16 protein-coding genes are annotated in these 17,393 nt (G+C 44.4%); 12 read left to right on the top strand and 4 right to left on the bottom strand.

The annotated features are described in order from the left end of the window. Positions 1-27: 27 nt before the first annotated feature. From ribR to MKX71_RS14925, 4 genes are all read left to right on the top strand, one after another. On the top strand, positions 28-720 hold the full coding sequence (gene ribR / locus MKX71_RS14940) for a riboflavin kinase (protein ID WP_220396782.1): 693 nt from the start codon (positions 28-30) through the stop codon (positions 718-720). Positions 721-737: 17 nt separating this feature from the next. Further along, entirely contained in the window at positions 738-1,988 is a 1,251-nt protein-coding gene (sndA, locus tag MKX71_RS14935) for an S-alkyl-N-acetyl-metabolite deacetylase SndA (RefSeq protein ID WP_282915604.1), read from the top strand. A gap of 18 nt (positions 1,989-2,006) precedes the next feature. Further along, positions 2,007-2,909, top strand: coding sequence for a sulfite exporter TauE/SafE family protein (locus MKX71_RS14930; protein ID WP_339231272.1), 903 nt, complete (start codon positions 2,007-2,009; stop codon positions 2,907-2,909). Positions 2,910-3,084: 175 nt separating this feature from the next. Beyond that, the gene (locus MKX71_RS14925) at positions 3,085-4,404 is read left to right on the top strand and encodes a CBS domain-containing protein (RefSeq protein WP_004398641.1); all 1,320 of its coding nucleotides are present in this window, start codon (positions 3,085-3,087) and stop codon (positions 4,402-4,404) included. Positions 4,405-4,422: 18 nt separating this feature from the next. Here MKX71_RS14925 and MKX71_RS14920 read toward each other — a convergent pair whose 3' ends face one another. After that, positions 4,423-4,725 carry a YtpI family protein gene (locus tag MKX71_RS14920; RefSeq protein WP_033884129.1) on the bottom strand — a complete coding sequence of 101 codons (303 nt, stop codon included), beginning with the start codon at positions 4,723-4,725 and terminating at the stop codon, positions 4,423-4,425. Positions 4,726-4,855: 130 nt separating this feature from the next. Here MKX71_RS14920 and nrnA point away from each other — a divergent pair, with 130 nt between their 5' ends. Further along, positions 4,856-5,797: a bifunctional oligoribonuclease/PAP phosphatase NrnA gene (gene nrnA / locus MKX71_RS14915; protein WP_004398971.1), complete on the top strand. Its 942-nt coding sequence runs from the start codon at positions 4,856-4,858 to the stop codon at positions 5,795-5,797. Between the two features lie 17 nt (positions 5,798-5,814). Here the strand turns inward: nrnA and MKX71_RS14910 are convergent, their stop codons facing one another. The 3 genes from MKX71_RS14910 to ytrH all read right to left on the bottom strand — a co-directional run bounded on the left by MKX71_RS14910 (position 5,815) and on the right by ytrH (position 6,949). Further along, positions 5,815-6,006 (bottom strand): hypothetical protein, encoded by a 192-nt coding sequence (locus MKX71_RS14910; protein ID WP_003229407.1) that lies wholly within the window; start codon positions 6,004-6,006, stop codon positions 5,815-5,817. Between the two features lie 101 nt (positions 6,007-6,107). Then, positions 6,108-6,611 carry a sporulation membrane protein YtrI gene (gene ytrI, locus MKX71_RS14905; RefSeq protein WP_003229408.1) on the bottom strand — a complete coding sequence of 168 codons (504 nt, stop codon included), beginning with the start codon at positions 6,609-6,611 and terminating at the stop codon, positions 6,108-6,110. Beyond that, positions 6,608-6,949 (bottom strand): sporulation membrane protein YtrH, encoded by a 342-nt coding sequence (gene ytrH / locus MKX71_RS14900; protein WP_003229410.1) that lies wholly within the window; start codon positions 6,947-6,949, stop codon positions 6,608-6,610. Before ytrH ends, ytrI begins: the two co-directional genes overlap by 4 nt. 139 nt (positions 6,950-7,088) lie before the next feature. Between ytrH and dnaE the strand changes: the two genes are divergently transcribed. From dnaE to MKX71_RS14865, 7 genes are all read left to right on the top strand, one after another. Next, positions 7,089-10,436 (top strand): DNA polymerase III subunit alpha, encoded by a 3,348-nt coding sequence (gene dnaE / locus MKX71_RS14895; RefSeq protein ID WP_339231270.1) that lies wholly within the window; start codon positions 7,089-7,091, stop codon positions 10,434-10,436. A gap of 136 nt (positions 10,437-10,572) precedes the next feature. After that, positions 10,573-11,805 (top strand): NADP-dependent malic enzyme, encoded by a 1,233-nt coding sequence (gene maeB / locus MKX71_RS14890; RefSeq protein WP_014664951.1) that lies wholly within the window; start codon positions 10,573-10,575, stop codon positions 11,803-11,805. Positions 11,806-12,139: 334 nt separating this feature from the next. Beyond that, the gene (gene accD, locus MKX71_RS14885; protein WP_003223544.1) at positions 12,140-13,012 is read left to right on the top strand and encodes an acetyl-CoA carboxylase, carboxyltransferase subunit beta; all 873 of its coding nucleotides are present in this window, start codon (positions 12,140-12,142) and stop codon (positions 13,010-13,012) included. Further along, the gene (accA, locus tag MKX71_RS14880) at positions 12,997-13,974 is read left to right on the top strand and encodes an acetyl-CoA carboxylase carboxyl transferase subunit alpha (RefSeq protein ID WP_003229417.1); all 978 of its coding nucleotides are present in this window, start codon (positions 12,997-12,999) and stop codon (positions 13,972-13,974) included. The genes accD and accA overlap by 16 nt, the downstream gene beginning before the upstream one ends. A gap of 183 nt (positions 13,975-14,157) precedes the next feature. Further along, positions 14,158-15,117, top strand: a complete 960-nt coding sequence (gene pfkA / locus MKX71_RS14875) for a 6-phosphofructokinase (RefSeq protein ID WP_003237788.1) — start codon at positions 14,158-14,160, stop codon at positions 15,115-15,117. Positions 15,118-15,159: 42 nt separating this feature from the next. Then, positions 15,160-16,917, top strand: a complete 1,758-nt coding sequence (pyk, locus tag MKX71_RS14870; RefSeq protein ID WP_004398560.1) for a pyruvate kinase — start codon at positions 15,160-15,162, stop codon at positions 16,915-16,917. Between the two features lie 92 nt (positions 16,918-17,009). Further along, positions 17,010-17,393: an FxsA family protein gene (locus MKX71_RS14865; protein ID WP_015251477.1), complete on the top strand. Its 384-nt coding sequence runs from the start codon at positions 17,010-17,012 to the stop codon at positions 17,391-17,393.

The raw sequence follows: 17,393 nt of genomic DNA, 5'->3' as shown, positions 1-17,393 counted from the left end.
GGAAGCTGAGAGAGGGGGCTGACTTTTTTGACGATCATTGCCGGTACGGTTGTGAAAGGAAAACAATTAGGCAGAAAGCTTGGATTCCCCACGGCAAATGTAGATGCAAAAATGCATGGGCTGCGTAATGGAGTTTATGGAGTTCTGGCGACAGTCAATCACCAATTTCATTTAGGGGTTATGAATATCGGTGTGAAACCGACGGTGGGCTCTAACCTTAAAAGGACATTGGAGATTTTTTTGTTTGACTTTCATAGAGACATCTATGGAGAAAAAATCGAATGCAGCATTCTCTTTAAAATTAGAGAAGAAAGAAGGTTTGATGCTTTGGAGTCGTTAACAAAGCAAATTAAAAAGGATATTTCGTGCGTTGCAAAACGCTTTGAGCTGATTGGGATTATGGCACCGAACAAAAAAGAAAGCCTGCTTTCCCATCAAGAGTTAAATCTTCCGGATCTCTGTTTTTACAAGAAATGTAATAACCTATATGGCGTCAACCGAGGCGTATACAATGTCATTGATAACTGGTTTTTTGAGTACGGAATTACACAAGTAGCTTACAGGCGCATTTATATTTTATCTTTTTTAAGCTTTTTGAAAGAAGATAATCCGAAAGTTTCCAGCAAGTATATAAGATTTGGGGCGGGCGGTCTTGCTGATAAATTGAACCGATTTATTTCATCTTATGTTGAAGAGTCTGAAGAAAATATATTGGGATAGGGAAAGGAGCGGAACATATGTCTTTGGATTATTGGAGAAATATAGAAGGCTCCTATCCATATCAGACTACAGGAAATGACATCCTGAAGTTGAAAGGGGAGTATAATCCCGTAAATCTCTCAACGCTAGAAAAGCAGCTCATCGGCATTCGCCGGCACCTGCACCAATATCCTGAACTGTCAAAAGAAGAATTTGAAACAACTGCTTTTATAAAAAAATGCCTTAAAGAAAAGGGGATACAGATTCGCCCTACTGCTCTAAAAACGGGTGTGTTCGCAGACATAGCAGGGGAGTCAGAAGGTCCGGCGATTGCTTTGAGGGCTGATATTGACGCCTTGCCAATTGAAGAAAAAACAGGATTGCCTTATGCGTCTAAACATAAAGGGATCATGCATGCGTGCGGTCATGATTTTCATACGGCAGCGCTTCTTGGTGCGGCCTTTTTATTGAAGGAAAATCAAGACAGTCTGAAAGGAAAGATTCGTTTATTATTTCAGCCGGCAGAGGAAGCGGGTGCAGGCGCTGCAAAAGTGATAAAGGACGGCCAACTGGATGGCATTGATGCGGTTATTGGCCTTCACAATAAACCGGATATCGCGGTTGGGACTGTAGGGTTAAAAACAGGCCCGCTTATGGCTGCTGTTGACCGATTTAAAGTAAAGATAGAAGGGAAAGGCGCTCATGCAGCATTGCCGCATAATGGTTTTGATCCAATTGTCGGCGCTTCTCAGCTTATTGTCGCCCTGCAAACGATTGTGAGCAGAAATGTAAACCCGCTGCAAAGCGCGATTTTAACCGTAGGGAAAATCAACGGCGGCAGCACTTGGAATGTCATTCCGGATACAGTTGTCATTGAGGGCACTGTTCGTACATTTGATTCAGAGGTTCGTAATCAAGTGAAACAGCGTTTTTTGGCAGTCACAGAGCAGATTTCTGCCGCTTTCTCGTTAAAGGCAAATGTGAAGTGGCATTCCGGACCGCCGCCGCTTTGTAATGATGAGGCAATTACGGGGCTGGTGCGAGACGCTGCGCATAAAGCGAAACTTCAAGTCATTGATCCCGCCCCATCAACCGCGGGGGAAGATTTTGCTTATTATCTTGAGCATATTCCGGGATCCTTTGCGTTTTTTGGAACAGACGGTGATCATGATTGGCACCACCCTGCATTTACAATTGATGAAACTGCCATTATCAAAGCCTCTTATTTTTTATATGAAAGCGCCAAGAGATTGTTAGATTCGAATGAAGAGTCAAAAATATCTGATTGATATAGATGGGGTGTTCTGATGAAGAAATTAATCGTTTTTGCATTTATTGGTTTATTGTCGCAGTTAATAGACGGTTCGTTAGGTATGGCTTATGGGGTTACCTCAACTTCTTTGTTATTGGCGTTTGGCATCACACCTGCTGTGGCTTCAGCTTCTGTCCATTTAGCGGAAGTCGTAACGACTGCCGCATCGGGAGTGTCGCATATTAAATTTGGCAATGTTGACAAACAAACCGTTTATCAGCTTGTCATTCCCGGCTCTATAGGCGCTTTTTTAGGCGCGGCATTCCTTAGCCAATTACCTGGAGATGTGGCGACACCCTATATTTCTTTGTTTTTGCTCCTTCTGGGCGGATATGTATTGATCAGGTTTTTATTTCAATATAAGCCGGCTCTTGAGAAGAAGCATGTGCCGTTAAACCGAAAACAATCCATCCCATTGGGCGTGATCGCTGGTTTTGCAGATGCCACAGGTGGAGGCGGCTGGGGACCGGTGACCACGCCGATTTTATTATCCCGCAAAGGCTTGAGCCCGAGGAAAGTTGTCGGGACTGTAGACACAAGTGAATTTGCCATCGCGGTATCTGCAACTGCCGGTTTTCTTATTTCATTAGGATGGGAGGACGTCAATTGGTTATGGGTGTTTTCACTAATGGCCGGCGGAATTATCGCTGCCCCTATCGCAGCATGGCTGGTGCAGAAGTTTCATCCGCAATTGATGGGTGTGCTTGTAGGAGGGTTTATTATTCTGGTAAATGCCAGAACATTAATAAATGAATGGATCGCAAACACAGCTGTTTATCCATTGATCTATACGGTCATAGGGGCGATATGGCTATTCGCAGTTTTATTTGTTTTATCTAAAATAGGGAATCGAAATATTGTTAAGACAGCGGTTGATGTCCATTTAAAAGAAAAATAAAGGTTTTTCCGCTTTGCGATGTAAAAGGAGCCACGGGGTCCTTGCGCTTGACTGGAACGAAATCAACGCTGTAAGAAGCCGGTCGGGCTTCTTTTTTATTTTCCAGCCTCATTGCGTATAAATCCTTTGAAACCTTATAATAAAAACAAGAAGACTGTCCTTAGAGGTGAAAGGCTTGGCAACGAAGCATGAACAAATTTTAACGTATATCGATTCACTGCCTGTCGGTGAAAAAATTTCTGTCCGAAGAATTGCAAAGGAAATGAAAGTAAGCGAAGGAACCGCGTACAGAGCGATCAAGGAAGCAGAGAATAAAGGGTTTGTCAGCACAATTGAACGTGTGGGCACAATCAGAATTGAACAAAAGAAAAAAGAGAACATTGAAAAGCTTACCTATGCAGAGGTTGTAAATGTTATAGACGGACAAGTGCTCGGAGGCAGGGCAGGGCTCCATAAGACATTGAATAAATTCGTCATCGGCGCGATGGAGCTTGACGCGATGATGCGTTACACCGCAGCGGGGAATCTTTTGATTGTCGGAAACAGAATCAATGCACACAGGCAGGCGCTTGAAGCGGGCGCGGCCGTATTGGTGACCGGAGGCTTTAACACGGATGACAGCATTGTGCAGCTGGCAGATGAGCTTGAACTGCCGATTTTATCCACGAGCTATGACACCTTTACAGTTGCCGCGATGATTAACCGGGCAATATATGACCAGCTGATCAAAAAAGAAATTGTTTTGGTGGAGGACATCCTAACACCTGCTGACCGCACGGTATATCTTTCGCCTAAGGATAAACTTGAAAAATGGTATGAGAAAAATTTTGAAACGGGGCACGGCCGCTTTCCGGTTGTCGACGATCAAATGAAAATCCATGGCATTCTGACATCAAAAGATATTGCTGGCCATGACCGAAATGCATCTATAGAAAAAGTCATGACCAAAAATCCCGTCACGGTTATTGGGAAAACATCTGTCGCTTCAGCTGCGCAAATGATGGTATGGGAAGGGATCGAAGTGCTTCCCGTCACTGACGGCCACCAAAAACTCATCGGCATGATCAGCCGCCAAGACGTATTGAAAGCTCTTCAAATGATTCAAAAGCAGCCGCAGGTCGGGGAGAAGCTTGATGATATCGTTTCAAGGGGGTTTAAAGATGAGGGTGATGATAAAGAAGATCAAACGGTTTACGAGTATGAAGTCACGCCGCAAATGACAAATCAGCTTGGAACCATTTCTTATGGCGTATTTACGACCATTTTGACGCAAGCGGCAAACCGATTTTTGCGCTCGAAAAAACGCGGCGAACTCGTCATAGAGAGCATCACCATCTTCTTTTTGAAGCCTGTGCAGATGGAATCAGTCATCGAAGTCAAACCTCGCATCTTGGAGGCTGGCAGAAAGTTCGGGAAAATGGAAGTGGAAGTGCACAGCCAAGGTCATATCGTGTCTAAAGCGATGCTGATGGTTCAGCTGATGGAAAGAAGCTAAGGGACGTTCAGGCGCCCCTTACGCGTGATCTCTTTCAGCTTCTTTGGCGTGAAGGGGATTGTAATGCCTAAAGGCTTTATAACCTGCCCAAGCGCTTCCTGCTCCTATGACGATAAAGATACCGCCGATTATTAACGTTAATACTGAATGGAATAATATCATTTGGTTGAGCCCGTAGAACAGGACTAGTGACCCTAAGGCCATGCTTGATTTTGCTGAACATATTTCTTTTGCCAAAGATGGCTTTGCCCGTACGCCTTTTACTTTATAGTACACATAAAAGCAGGCGGAAAGCCCAATCAAAAAAACAAGAACCAGCATAAATGAAATCCTCCATCGTAAAAGTTTACAAACCCATTTTATACAAAAACGGGCTTGGTTTTGACGTTATTTTTCTTTTCCGTCGGCAGAGAATGTGATTTAATGAATAAAAACAATAAAGGAGTATCAAATGAAAACAGAATTGATCAGAACCATATCATTATATGACACGATTATCTTACATAGACATGTGCGTCCTGATCCGGATGCCTACGGATCACAGTGCGGGCTTACGGAAATCCTGCGTGAAACATATCCTGAAAAAAATATTTTTGCGGTTGGCACGCCTGAACCGTCCCTTTCCTTCTTATATTCCCTTGATGAGGTGGACAATGAAACATATGAAGGCGCACTTGTCATTGTCTGCGATACGGCAAATCAGGAAAGAATCGATGATCAGCGTTATCCTTCAGGCGCCAAACTAATGAAAATCGACCACCATCCGAACGAAGATCCATACGGTGACCTTCTCTGGGTCGATACAAGCGCCAGCTCAGTAAGTGAAATGATTTACGAGCTGTATTTAGAAGGAAAAGAGCACGGCTGGAAGCTGAATACGAAAGCGGCAGAGCTGATCTACGCCGGCATTGTTGGAGATACCGGACGCTTTTTATTTCCGAATACCACTGAAAAAACATTAAAATATGCAGGCGAGCTCATTCAGTATCCATTCTCTTCCTCAGAGTTATTTAATCAATTGTATGAAACAAAACTGAATGTGGTGAAGCTTAACGGCTTTATCTTTCAAAATGTGTCTTTGTCCGAAAACGGGGCGGCTTCTGTTTTCATCAAAAAGGATACGCTTGAAAAATTCGGCACAACGGCTTCTGAAGCGTCGCAGCTTGTCGGGACGCTCGGCAATATCTCAGGTATTCGCGCCTGGGTGTTTTTCGTAGAAGAAGACGATCAAATCAGAGTCAGATTCCGTTCGAAGGGGCCTGTCATTAACGGACTTGCCCGGAAATATAACGGCGGAGGGCATCCGTTAGCTTCAGGCGCCTCTATTTACAGCTGGGATGAAGCTGATCGTATTTTAGCTGATCTGGAAACATTATGTAAAGAACACGAGTAGAGGGGAGACCCTCTCTCTTAGTGTTCATCTGTGACGGGGATGAACCAGCAGCCGAAATCAGTAAGGTCCTCGTAGACTTGGAGATTGTGTGATTGAAGTTCTTTTTTGATGAGGGAAGCGAGTGAGTTTGTTTCGGCATACGCAGAAAAACCTTGTCTGAGACGGGCTGCTTGATCTTTTGCTAACTGACGGTCACTGTAAACCTCCATTTCCCTTCCTCCTTCCTTTCGCCATTAAGCCTCACATATAGTTTATAAAAAAGAATGGGAAAAAGCGACAGAAGTTTGGAGAATTTAAAAAAAATCCATAATTATGTGGCGAAAGATATTTCAAGTTCCACTGTCAGCCTCGTATAAATAATCAATTCTCTGACGGTTGCCTCGTATTTTTTTTCATTGATCATATAGACTTTATTTTCAATTGTCCGCTTCAAGAGATCCTTTGTTTGATAGACGCTCTCTATGTCTTTTGTAATCACCTCTGAAATATCATCCTTTACATGCTCCTCGAATTTCGTTTTATCCGGCTGTGATATTTTATATTTATCCCCATTCAGCAATTTGACGCTGACGCTTTGAATCAGCAGTTTTCTTTTATTATCTTCATTCAGTTTATGGAGATCTTCCTGATAGATCGAAATTTGATTGTTCAAGTCTTTTACATGCTCTTTTTGCTTTTCGATGAGGCTGACCTGCTCCTCTTGGAATGTTCCGTAAGTAAACAGGAAAAAGAACCAGCTAATTACGGCTCCGCACATCATTCCCGCGAAAAAACGCTGCCATCCCGGTTTTTTGTAATGCTGGGGGACCCTCATGAAGAAAGATGCTCCTGGGTCAGCCATGATATAATAAGCCAGCCGCTTTGCGCGCCTCCCATGGCCGAAATAATTAAAAGAAGCTGTTTAAAGATATCTCTCGTATTGCCTTCGAGTATGCCGCGTTCAAAGCTGTATACCGCATCAAAGGTGCCTCCGATAGCTGCGACAAGCGCCCATATTTTTAACCGGTTGGCAAGCTTTGTAATGGCTGTAAGCGGGGGTTCGCCTGCCAAATATGCTCCGAGCCCTCCAATGAGTGCGCCCCCGATCAGCACCCCTAACGCAATGAAGTAGCTATTGATAAAATTCACCATAAATCCTGCTTCCTGATCCATCTTTATCACCTCACCTTTTATATCATATTGAGCTTTCAGGACAAGTATGATGATGAGTCAAAAAAGAACATTTGTTTCTTTTGGAAACCGGCCTTATAATGAGGGAAGAAATGAATCGTAATGAGAAAGAGGTGATAGCATGTCTTTTGTTCACCTGCAAGTGCATAGCGGGTATAGCCTGCTAAACAGCGCCGCGGCTGTGGAAGAACTCGTCAGTGAAGCTGACAGGCTCGGATATGCGTCTTTGGCGCTGACAGATGATCATGTCATGTACGGAGCTATTCAATTTTATAAAGCTTGCAAGGCGAGAGGGATCAACCCAATAATCGGTTTGACGGCTTCTGTTTTTACAGATGACAGCGAGCTTGAAGCATACCCGCTCGTCCTGCTGGCAAAATCAAATACAGGCTATCAAAACCTGCTGAAAATCAGCAGCGTTCTGCAATCTAAATCAAAAGGCGGACTGAAGCCGAAATGGCTTCACAGTTATCGAGAAGGGATTATCGCAATAACGCCCGGCGAAAAAGGATATATTGAAACGCTTCTTGAAGGAGGGCTGTTCGAACAGGCTGCTCAAGCCTCGCTGGAATTTCAGTCTATATTCGGAAAGGGAGCTTTTTATTTCTCCTATCAGCCTTTTAAAGGGAATCAAGTCTTGTCTGAGCAGATTCTAAAGCTATCAGAAGAAACGGGTATCCCTGTTACGGCCACAGGCGATGTGCATTACATAAGGAAGGAAGATAAGGCTGCCTACCGTTGTTTGAAAGCGATTAAAGCGGGGGAAAAACTGACGGATGCACCCGCTGAAGATTTGCCTGATCTCGATTTGAAACCACTCGAAGAAATGCAAAACATTTATCAAGAGCATCCCGAGGCACTGCAAGCTTCTGTAGAGATCGCGGAACAATGCCGGGTTGACGTCAGTCTCGGGCAGACCCGTCTACCGTCTTTTCCGACCCCAGACGGAACGTCCGCTGATGATTATTTAACGGATATCTGTATGGAGGGACTCCGCAGCCGTTTCGGCAAGCCTGATGAACGATACCTTCGCCGTCTTCAATATGAGCTTGATGTTATCAAGCGGATGAAGTTCAGCGATTACTTTCTGATCGTGTGGGATTTTATGAAGCACGCCCATGAAAAAGGGATTGTTACAGGACCGGGAAGGGGTTCTGCGGCAGGTTCTCTTGTGGCATATGTGCTGTATATCACAGATGTTGACCCGATTAAGCATCACCTTCTATTTGAAAGATTTTTAAATCCCGAACGCGTCAGCATGCCGGATATTGATATTGACTTTCCCGATACTAGAAGGGATGAAGTCATTCAATATGTTCAGCAGAAATACGGTGCGATGCACGTCGCACAGATTATCACCTTTGGAACACTTGCGGCAAAGGCGGCGCTCCGGGACGTCGGCAGAGTATTCGGCGTCAGCCCGAAGGAGGCAGATCAGCTTGCAAAACTCATTCCTTCAAGACCGGGAATGACGCTGGATGAAGCGAGACAGCAGTCACCGCAGCTGGATAAGCGGCTTCGGGAGTCAAGCCTGCTTCAGCAAGTCTATTCAATTGCCCGGAAAATAGAAGGGCTGCCAAGGCATGCATCAACCCACGCAGCGGGCGTTGTCCTGAGTGAAGAACCGTTAACAGATGTTGTTCCGCTTCAAGAAGGGCATGAAGGGATCTATTTAACGCAATACGCGATGGACCATCTTGAAGACTTGGGCCTTTTAAAAATGGATTTCTTAGGTTTGAGGAATCTGACACTTATTGAATCCATCACTTCAATGATTGAAAAAGAAGAAAATATTAAAATAGATCTTTCAAGTATTTCCTACAGCGATGACAAAACGTTCTCCTTGCTGTCAAAAGGGGATACGACAGGCATTTTCCAGCTTGAATCTGCAGGGATGAGAAGCGTCTTGAAACGGCTGAAACCTTCGGGCCTAGAAGATATTGTGGCGGTCAATGCACTGTACCGGCCGGGTCCGATGGAAAATATTCCGTTATTTATCGACCGTAAACACGGCCGGGCGCCTGTTCACTATCCTCATGAAGATTTAAGGAGCATTTTGGAAGATACATATGGCGTCATTGTGTATCAGGAACAAATTATGATGATTGCTTCCCGTATGGCGGGGTTTTCTTTAGGCGAAGCGGACCTATTGAGAAGGGCGGTCAGCAAAAAGAAAAAAGAAATCCTGGACAGAGAGCGAAGCCATTTTGTTGAAGGGTGCTTAAAAAAGGAGTATTCTGTAGACACTGCAAATGAGGTCTACGATTTAATCGTCAAATTCGCAAACTATGGCTTTAACAGAAGCCATGCGGTGGCATACAGCATGATCGGGTGCCAGCTTGCGTATTTGAAAGCTCATTATCCGTTATATTTTATGTGCGGATTGCTGACAAGCGTCATTGGCAATGAGGATAAAATCTCTCAATATCTTTACGAAGCAAAGGGGAGCGGGATTCGTATCCTTCCTCCGTCAGTGAATAAAAGCAGTTTTCCGTTTACAGTTGAAAACGGATCTGTCAGATACAGCCTCCGCGCGATAAAAAGTGTAGGCGTCTCAGCAGTCAAAGATATATATAAAGCAAGAAAAGAGAAACCATTTGAAGATCTTTTCGATTTCTGCTTTCGCGTGCCGTCAAAAAGCGTAAATCGCAAAATGCTTGAAGCACTTACCTTTTCTGGTGCGATGGACGAATTCGGCCAAAACCGGGCCACGCTGCTCGCATCCATTGATGTTGCTTTGGAACATGCTGAGCTATTCGCCGCGGACGATGACCAAATGGGATTGTTTTTAGATGAATCGTTTTCAATTAAGCCGAAGTATGTGGAGACGGAGGAGCTTCCTCTGGTGGATTTACTTGCGTTTGAAAAGGAAACGCTTGGCATTTATTTTTCAAATCATCCCCTCTCCGCCTTCCGAAAACAGCTCACTGCGCAAGGAGCAGTCTCCATTCTGCAGGCTCAGCGGGCAGTCAAAAGGCAGCTTTCACTAGGCGTTCTGCTGTCGAAGATCAAAACGATTCGGACGAAAACAGGTCAAAACATGGCGTTTTTAACGCTCAGTGATGAAACCGGCGAGATGGAAGCCGTAGTCTTCCCTGAACAATTCAGACAGCTTTCTCCCGTTTTAAGAGAAGGCGCTCTTTTGTTCACTGCGGGGAAATGTGAAGTTAGACAAGATAAGATCCAATTCATCATGTCCCGGGCAGAGTTATTAGAAAATATGGATGCAGAAAAAGCGCCATCGGTTTATATAAAAATAGAAAGCAGTCAGCACAGCCAGGAGATCCTGGCAAAGATTAAGCGCATTTTGCTGGAGCATAAAGGGGAAACAGGCGTTTATCTCTATTATGAAAGGCAAAAACAGACGATTAAGCTACCTGAGTCGTTCCATATCAATGCAGATCACCAGGTGTTATATCGCTTAAAAGAGCTGTTGGGTCAAAAAAACGTCGTTTTAAAACAGTGGTAACGATTCGCTTTTTGTTATACAATTGGAGCAATTATGTGATCCTGTTTAAATATTCAGATAGATTTACTCCGCAGAATGCAGCAATCAACGCAGCAGTATACGAATCAAAAAATATCCATAAGGAGTGTTTAGGAGAATGTCATTAAGAGAAGAAGCATTACACCTGCATAAAGTCAACCAGGGGAAACTGGAGTCTAAATCAAAAGTAGAGGTCAGAAATGCGAAAGATTTAAGCCTCGCGTATTCTCCGGGTGTTGCAGAACCGTGTAAGGATATTCATGAAGACATTAACAAAGTATATGATTACACAATGAAGGGGAACATGGTAGCAGTTGTAACTGACGGTACAGCTGTGCTTGGCCTTGGAAACATCGGCCCTGAAGCGGCGCTTCCTGTTATGGAAGGGAAAGCAGTTCTTTTCAAAAGCTTTGCGGGCGTAGATGCGTTCCCGATTGCTTTAAACACAAACGATGTTGATAAAATCGTTGAAACTGTAAAATTGCTGGAACCGACATTTGGCGGCGTCAACCTTGAAGATATTGCAGCGCCAAACTGCTTTATCATTGAAGAGCGCCTCAAAAAAGAAACAAACATCCCGGTTTTCCATGATGATCAGCACGGTACTGCCATTGTAACCGTAGCAGGTCTTGTGAACGCGCTGAAACTGTCTGGAAAATCCATGTCATCCATTAAAGTTGTCGCAAACGGCGCGGGTGCGGCTGGCATTGCGATTATCAAGCTTCTTCATCATTATGGCGTTCGCGACATTGTGATGTGCGATTCCAAAGGGGCCATTTATGAAGGGCGCCCGAACGGCATGAACGATGTCAAAAATGAAGTGGCGAAGTTCACGAACCAAGACCGCAAAGACGGTTCTCTGAAAGATGTCATCGTTGATGCTGACGTATTTATCGGTGTCTCTGTAGCAGGCGCGCTAACAAAAGAAATGGTTCAAAGCATGGCAAAAGATCCGATTATCTTTGCAATGGCAAATCCAAATCCGGAAATCATGCCGGAAGATGCGCGTGAAGCCGGAGCAAGCGTTATCGGAACTGGCCGTTCTGACTTCCCGAACCAAGTAAACAATGTTCTTGCATTCCCAGGTATTTTCCGCGGAGCGCTTGATGTGCGTGCCACTCATATTAACGAGGAAATGAAAATCGCAGCGGTTGAAGCCATTGCTTCACTGGTTTCAGAAGATGAGCTTAGCGCAGACTATGTCATCCCTGCACCGTTTGATAAACGTGTTGCGCCTGCTGTTGCGAAGGCTGTGGCAAAAGCTGCGATGGAAACAGGTGTTGCAAGAATCACTGTTGACCCTGAGGAAGTCGCAGAAAAAACAAGAAAACTTACGATTATTGGTGAATAATTTTAATTCATTCCAAAAATGGCAGCGCGTTGGCGGAGACCGACGCGCTGTTCTCAAGTTAAACTGACGGCTGAATTTTTTTTAGGGGGTTAGCCTTAAAAAAATTTCAGCCGGGTTTAACATTATTTTTGAATACGCTGTCAACCTTGTCGTTTCAACACCTTATCTGATTTCATACAAGCCTTTCCGAGCACGTCATCGAATAAAAAGTTGTCGAATTGAGGATGACAGCGTTTGACAAAAAAAGTACAATAGTTTCGGTAAAGTTATTAGCAAGTCTATCTGTTTGATGACATGCGGTGAAGAGAACCCTTCACAAAAGGGAGGTAATCATTTGTTAAAGGATATATTCACGAAAAAGAAAAAGTATGCTTCCGTACCGTCTGATCAAGCGAAGCACGATGTTCCGGAAGGCATTATGACAAAATGTCCTAAGTGTAAAAAAATCATGCTCACTAAAGAGTTGGATAAAAATATGCGGGTATGCATGAACTGCGATTATCATTTCCCAATGAACGCAAAACAGCGTATCGAAAGCTTGATGGATGAACAATCCTTTGAGGAATTTAATCAGGGAATGCTCTCGGAAAATCCGCTTGGTTTCCCGGGATATCTGGAAAAGCTTGAAAAAGATCGCGAGAAAACATCCTTAAACGAGGCTGTTGTGACAGGCAAGGGCACCATCGGCGGACACCCGGCTGTTGTCGCCGTCATGGACTCTTCATTCAGAATGGGCAGCATGGGTTCAGTCGTCGGTGAAAAAATCACGCTTGCGATTGAAAAAGCAAAAGCTGATAAAGTTCCGTTTATTATTTTTACGGCTTCAGGCGGTGCTAGAATGCAGGAAGGCGTATTAAGTTTGATGCAGATGGCTAAGACAAGCTCTGCGTTAAAACTGTTCAGTGAAGAACAGGGTCTTATTATTTCAGTAATGACGCATCCGACTACCGGGGGCGTATCAGCAAGCTTTGCATCCCTTGGCGATTACAATTTCGCTGAGCCTGGCGCGCTGATCGGTTTTGCTGGAAGACGGATTATTGAACAGACAATAGGAGAAAAACTGCCTGAGGACTTCCAAACGGCTGAGTTTTTATTAAAACATGGACAGCTTGATGCGGTTATTCATCGCGACGATATGAAAAAAACGTTAGAAAATCTGCTGGATATGCATCAAACAGGAGGTGACATTGAGTGGCTCCAAGATTAGAATTTGAAAAACCGGTGATTGAACTGCAAACCAAAATCGCCGAACTAAAAAAATTCACCCAAGATTCCGATATGGATCTAAGTGCGGAAATCGAACGGCTCGAAGACCGTCTCGCTAAGCTTCAGGATGATATTTACAAAAATTTGAAGCCGTGGGACCGGGTTCAAATCGCGCGTCTGGCGGACCGTCCGACAACTCTTGATTATATCGAACACCTGTTTACCGACTTTTTTGAATGTCACGGAGACAGAGCGTACGGGGACGATGAAGCCATTGTCGGCGGGATTGCGAAGTTCCACGGCCTCCCTGTAACGGTAATCGGGCATCAGCGCGGCAAAGACACGAAGGAAAACCTAGTCCGCAATTTTGGGATGCCGCATCCAGAAGGCTACAGAAAAGCGCTTCGTCTGATGAAACAGGCTGACAAATTTAACAGACCAATTATCTGTTTTATTGATACGAAGGGGGCATACCCTGGACGAGCAGCTGAAGAAAGAGGACAAAGTGAAGCTATTGCCAAAAACCTGTTTGAGATGGCCGGCCTTCGAGTGCCTGTTATCTGCATCGTCATCGGTGAAGGCGGAAGCGGCGGAGCCCTTGGTCTGGGTGTAGGCAATCACTTGCATATGCTGGAAAACTCTACTTATTCTGTTATTTCTCCGGAAGGTGCCGCGGCACTTTTATGGAAGGACTCCAGTCTTGCTAAAAAAGCAGCAGAAACAATGAAAATCACTGCGCCGGATTTAAAAGAATTAGGTATTATAGATCATATGATTAAAGAAGTAAAAGGCGGAGCGCACCATGATGTGAAGCTGCAGGCAAGCTATATGGACGAAACCCTTAAACAATCGTTAAAAACTTTGCTGAAGCTGAGCGAAGAAGAATTAGTTCAGCAGCGCTATGAAAAATATAAAGCAATTGGCAAAGTCTCGGTTGAAGATCAATATATCGGGGTAAACTAAATAAACGTGAAGCCTTTGGCTCACGTTTATTTTTTGTGACATTCCTTAAATTTTATTTAAAAACAATTTATTTAATTGTATAATAGGTAAGGTTTCATAGGGAGGATGGAGATCCCTTTTCATTGTTTTTAGGGCAATGATCATGTTATGTTTAATCATATATGTTGCTGAGGTGAATGGAGAATGAAACGTATAGGGGTATTAACGAGCGGCGGGGATTCCCCGGGAATGAACGCAGCAGTTCGCGCAGTAGTCAGAAAAGCGATCTATCATGACGTTGAAGTTTACGGTATTTACAACGGATACGCGGGATTGATCAGCGGAAAGATTGAAAAGCTTGAACTCGGATCAGTAGGCGATATTATACATCGTGGAGGAACTAAGCTTTATACGGCAAGATGTCCTGAATTCAAAACAGTTGAAGGCCGTGAAAAAGGGATAGAAAACTTGAAGAAGCTTGGTATTGAAGGCCTTGTTGTTATCGGCGGAGACGGTTCATATATGGGTGCGAAAAAATTAACGGAACACGGGTTTCCATGTGTAGGTGTACCGGGTACAATTGATAATGACATTCCGGGCACTGATTTTACAATCGGTTTCGATACAGCTTTAAATACAGTAATTGACGCAATTGATAAGATTCGCGATACAGCGACTTCTCATGAACGTACATATGTAATCGAAGTAATGGGCCGTCATGCCGGCGATATCGCATTGTGGGCCGGTCTTGCAGGGGGAGCGGAATCGATCTTAATCCCTGAGGCAGACTATGACATGCACGAAATCATTGCCCGCTTAAAACGCGGCCACGAACGCGGCAAGAAGCACAGTATTATTATTGTTGCCGAAGGTGTAGGCAGCGGTGTTGAATTCGGGAAACGCATTGAAGAAGAAACAAATCTTGAAACTAGGGTATCTGTATTGGGCCATATCCAGCGCGGAGGTTCTCCGAGTGCTGCTGACCGTGTGTTAGCAAGCCGTCTCGGCGCATATGCAGTTGAACTGCTGCTTGAAGGAAAAGGCGGACGCTGTGTAGGTATACAAAACAATAAGCTTGTAGACCATGATATTATAGAAATACTTGAGACAAAACACACAGTTGAGCAAAACATGTATCAGCTTTCAAAAGAACTGTCTATCTAATGTACAGCTGAAGGCTGAAGATTTCAGAAGGAAGTGAACCAAATGAGAAAAACTAAAATTGTTTGTACCATCGGTCCGGCAAGTGAAAGTATTGAAATGCTTACGAAATTAATGGAGTCAGGAATGAACGTGGCTCGATTAAACTTTTCTCACGGAGATTTTGAGGAGCACGGTGCAAGAATTAAAAATATCCGCGAAGCAAGCAAAAAACTTGGCAAGAACGTTGGAATTCTGCTTGATACAAAAGGTCCTGAAATCCGCACACATACAATGGAAAACGGCGGTATTGAGCTTGAAACAGGCAAAGAGCTCATTATTTCAATGGACGAGGTTGTAGGAACAACAGATAAAATTTCAGTGACATATGAAGGTTTAGTCCATGACGTTGAACAAGGTTCAACGATTCTGTTAGATGACGGCCTTATCGGTCTTGAGGTACTTGATGTAGATGCCGCTAAACGCGAAATTAAAACAAAAGTATTAAACAACGGAACACTCAAAAATAAAAAAGGTGTTAACGTACCGGGCGTAAGTGTCAATCTTCCGGGGATTACTGAAAAGGATGCGCGAGACATCGTTTTCGGTATTGAGCAAGGAGTAGACTTCATCGCACCATCTTTCATTCGACGTTCCACGGATGTGCTCGAAATCCGTGAGCTTCTTGAAGAGCACAACGCTCAGGATATTCAAATCATCCCTAAAATCGAAAACCAAGAGGGCGTTGACAACATCGATGCGATTCTCGAAGTGTCTGACGGCTTAATGGTTGCACGCGGAGACTTAGGTGTGGAAATTCCAGCTGAAGAAGTGCCGCTTGTGCAAAAAGAACTGATCAAAAAATGCAACGCGCTGGGCAAACCTGTTATTACAGCGACTCAAATGCTTGACAGCATGCAGCGCAACCCGCGTCCGACTCGTGCGGAAGCAAGTGACGTTGCAAACGCGATCTTCGACGGAACAGATGCGATCATGCTTTCTGGTGAAACTGCTGCCGGAAGTTACCCGGTTGAAGCAGTTCAAACAATGCATAACATCGCGTCCCGTTCTGAAGAAGCATTAAATTATAAAGAAATTCTCTCAAAACGCAGAGACCAAGTGGGCATGACAATTACAGACGCAATTGGACAATCTGTCGCACATACGGCGATTAACCTGAATGCTGCTGCGATCGTAACGCCGACAGAAAGCGGCCATACAGCACGTATGATTGCAAAATACCGTCCGCAGGCTCCGATTGTTGCGGTTACTGTAAATGACTCTATTTCCAGAAAGCTTGCCCTCGTATCTGGCGTATTCGCGGAAAGCGGCCAAAATGCGAGCTCAACAGATGAGATGCTTGAGGATGCTGTCCAAAAATCATTGAACAGCGGAATTGTAAAACACGGCGATCTTATCGTTATTACAGCTGGCACTGTCGGTGAGTCCGGCACTACGAACTTAATGAAGGTTCATACTGTCGGCGATATCATCGCTAAAGGCCAAGGCATTGGACGCAAATCAGCTTACGGTCCGGTTGTCGTTGCACAAAATGCAAAAGAAGCTGAGCAAAAAATGACTGACGGTGCGGTACTTGTTACCAAAAGCACTGACCGTGATATGATTGCATCCCTTGAAAAAGCGTCTGCTCTTATTACAGAAGAAGGCGGTTTGACTAGCCATGCTGCGGTAGTCGGGTTAAGCCTTGGCATCCCGGTTATCGTGGGTCTGGAAAATGCGACATCTATTTTGACAGATGGCCAGGATATTACAGTTGACGCTTCCAGAGGCGCAGTCTATCAAGGCCGTGCGAGCGTTCTTTAATTACAGGTGAAAATGGAAGGGGAATCCCTTCCTTTTCTCTTTATCATGCCTTTTGTTGAACAGAACGTGTTACACGTGTGGGGGGCTTGGATATGAGATTTTTGTTTTTGCTTTTTATTGTGTTTCCGGCAATAGAAATCGGCATATTCCTATTTTTAGGCAAGCTGATTGGCATTTTACCGACAGTTCTATTCATGATTCTGACTGGCATTATCGGCGCAGCAGCTGCAAAAAAACAAGGAACCGAAGTGTATTATAAGGTTCAGCGTGATCTTCAATATGGCAAAATGCCGGGAGAAGCGATTGCTGACGGTCTGTGCATTTTCATTGGCGGTCTATTGCTGATGCTTCCGGGCTTTTTATCAGATTTGGCCGGCGCCTGTCTTCTTATCCCGTTTACCCGCGGCTGGTGTAAGCCGATTCTGTTCAAATGGCTGAGAGGTATGTCGAAGAATAAGCGGATCATCATCAAATAA

The organism is Bacillus sp. FSL M8-0071 (assembly GCF_037975455.1).
GTDB lineage: Bacteria > Bacillota > Bacilli > Bacillales > Bacillaceae > Bacillus > Bacillus subtilis.
Note: the sequence above shows the minus strand (reverse complement) of the source record. Positions and strands in the feature narration are given on the sequence as shown.

What these genes read in the sequence shown, in the direction of transcription:
- sndA (WP_282915604.1), top strand. Translation starts at nt 738, where the DNA reads ATGTCTTTGGATTATTGGAGAAATATAGAAGGCTCCTATCCATATCAG.
- MKX71_RS14930 (WP_339231272.1), top strand. Translation starts at nt 2,007, where the DNA reads ATGAAGAAATTAATCGTTTTTGCATTTATTGGTTTATTGTCGCAGTTA.
- MKX71_RS14920 (WP_033884129.1), bottom strand. Translation starts at nt 4,725, where the DNA reads ATGCTGGTTCTTGTTTTTTTGATTGGGCTTTCCGCCTGCTTTTATGTG.
- nrnA (WP_004398971.1), top strand. Translation starts at nt 4,856, where the DNA reads ATGAAAACAGAATTGATCAGAACCATATCATTATATGACACGATTATC.
- MKX71_RS14910 (WP_003229407.1), bottom strand. Translation starts at nt 6,006, where the DNA reads ATGGAGGTTTACAGTGACCGTCAGTTAGCAAAAGATCAAGCAGCCCGT.
- ytrI (WP_003229408.1), bottom strand. Translation starts at nt 6,611, where the DNA reads ATGAGGGTCCCCCAGCATTACAAAAAACCGGGATGGCAGCGTTTTTTC.
- ytrH (WP_003229410.1), bottom strand. Translation starts at nt 6,949, where the DNA reads ATGGATCAGGAAGCAGGATTTATGGTGAATTTTATCAATAGCTACTTC.
- dnaE (WP_339231270.1), top strand. Translation starts at nt 7,089, where the DNA reads ATGTCTTTTGTTCACCTGCAAGTGCATAGCGGGTATAGCCTGCTAAAC.
- maeB (WP_014664951.1), top strand. Translation starts at nt 10,573, where the DNA reads ATGTCATTAAGAGAAGAAGCATTACACCTGCATAAAGTCAACCAGGGG.
- pfkA (WP_003237788.1), top strand. Translation starts at nt 14,158, where the DNA reads ATGAAACGTATAGGGGTATTAACGAGCGGCGGGGATTCCCCGGGAATG.
- pyk (WP_004398560.1), top strand. Translation starts at nt 15,160, where the DNA reads ATGAGAAAAACTAAAATTGTTTGTACCATCGGTCCGGCAAGTGAAAGT.
- MKX71_RS14865 (WP_015251477.1), top strand. Translation starts at nt 17,010, where the DNA reads ATGAGATTTTTGTTTTTGCTTTTTATTGTGTTTCCGGCAATAGAAATC.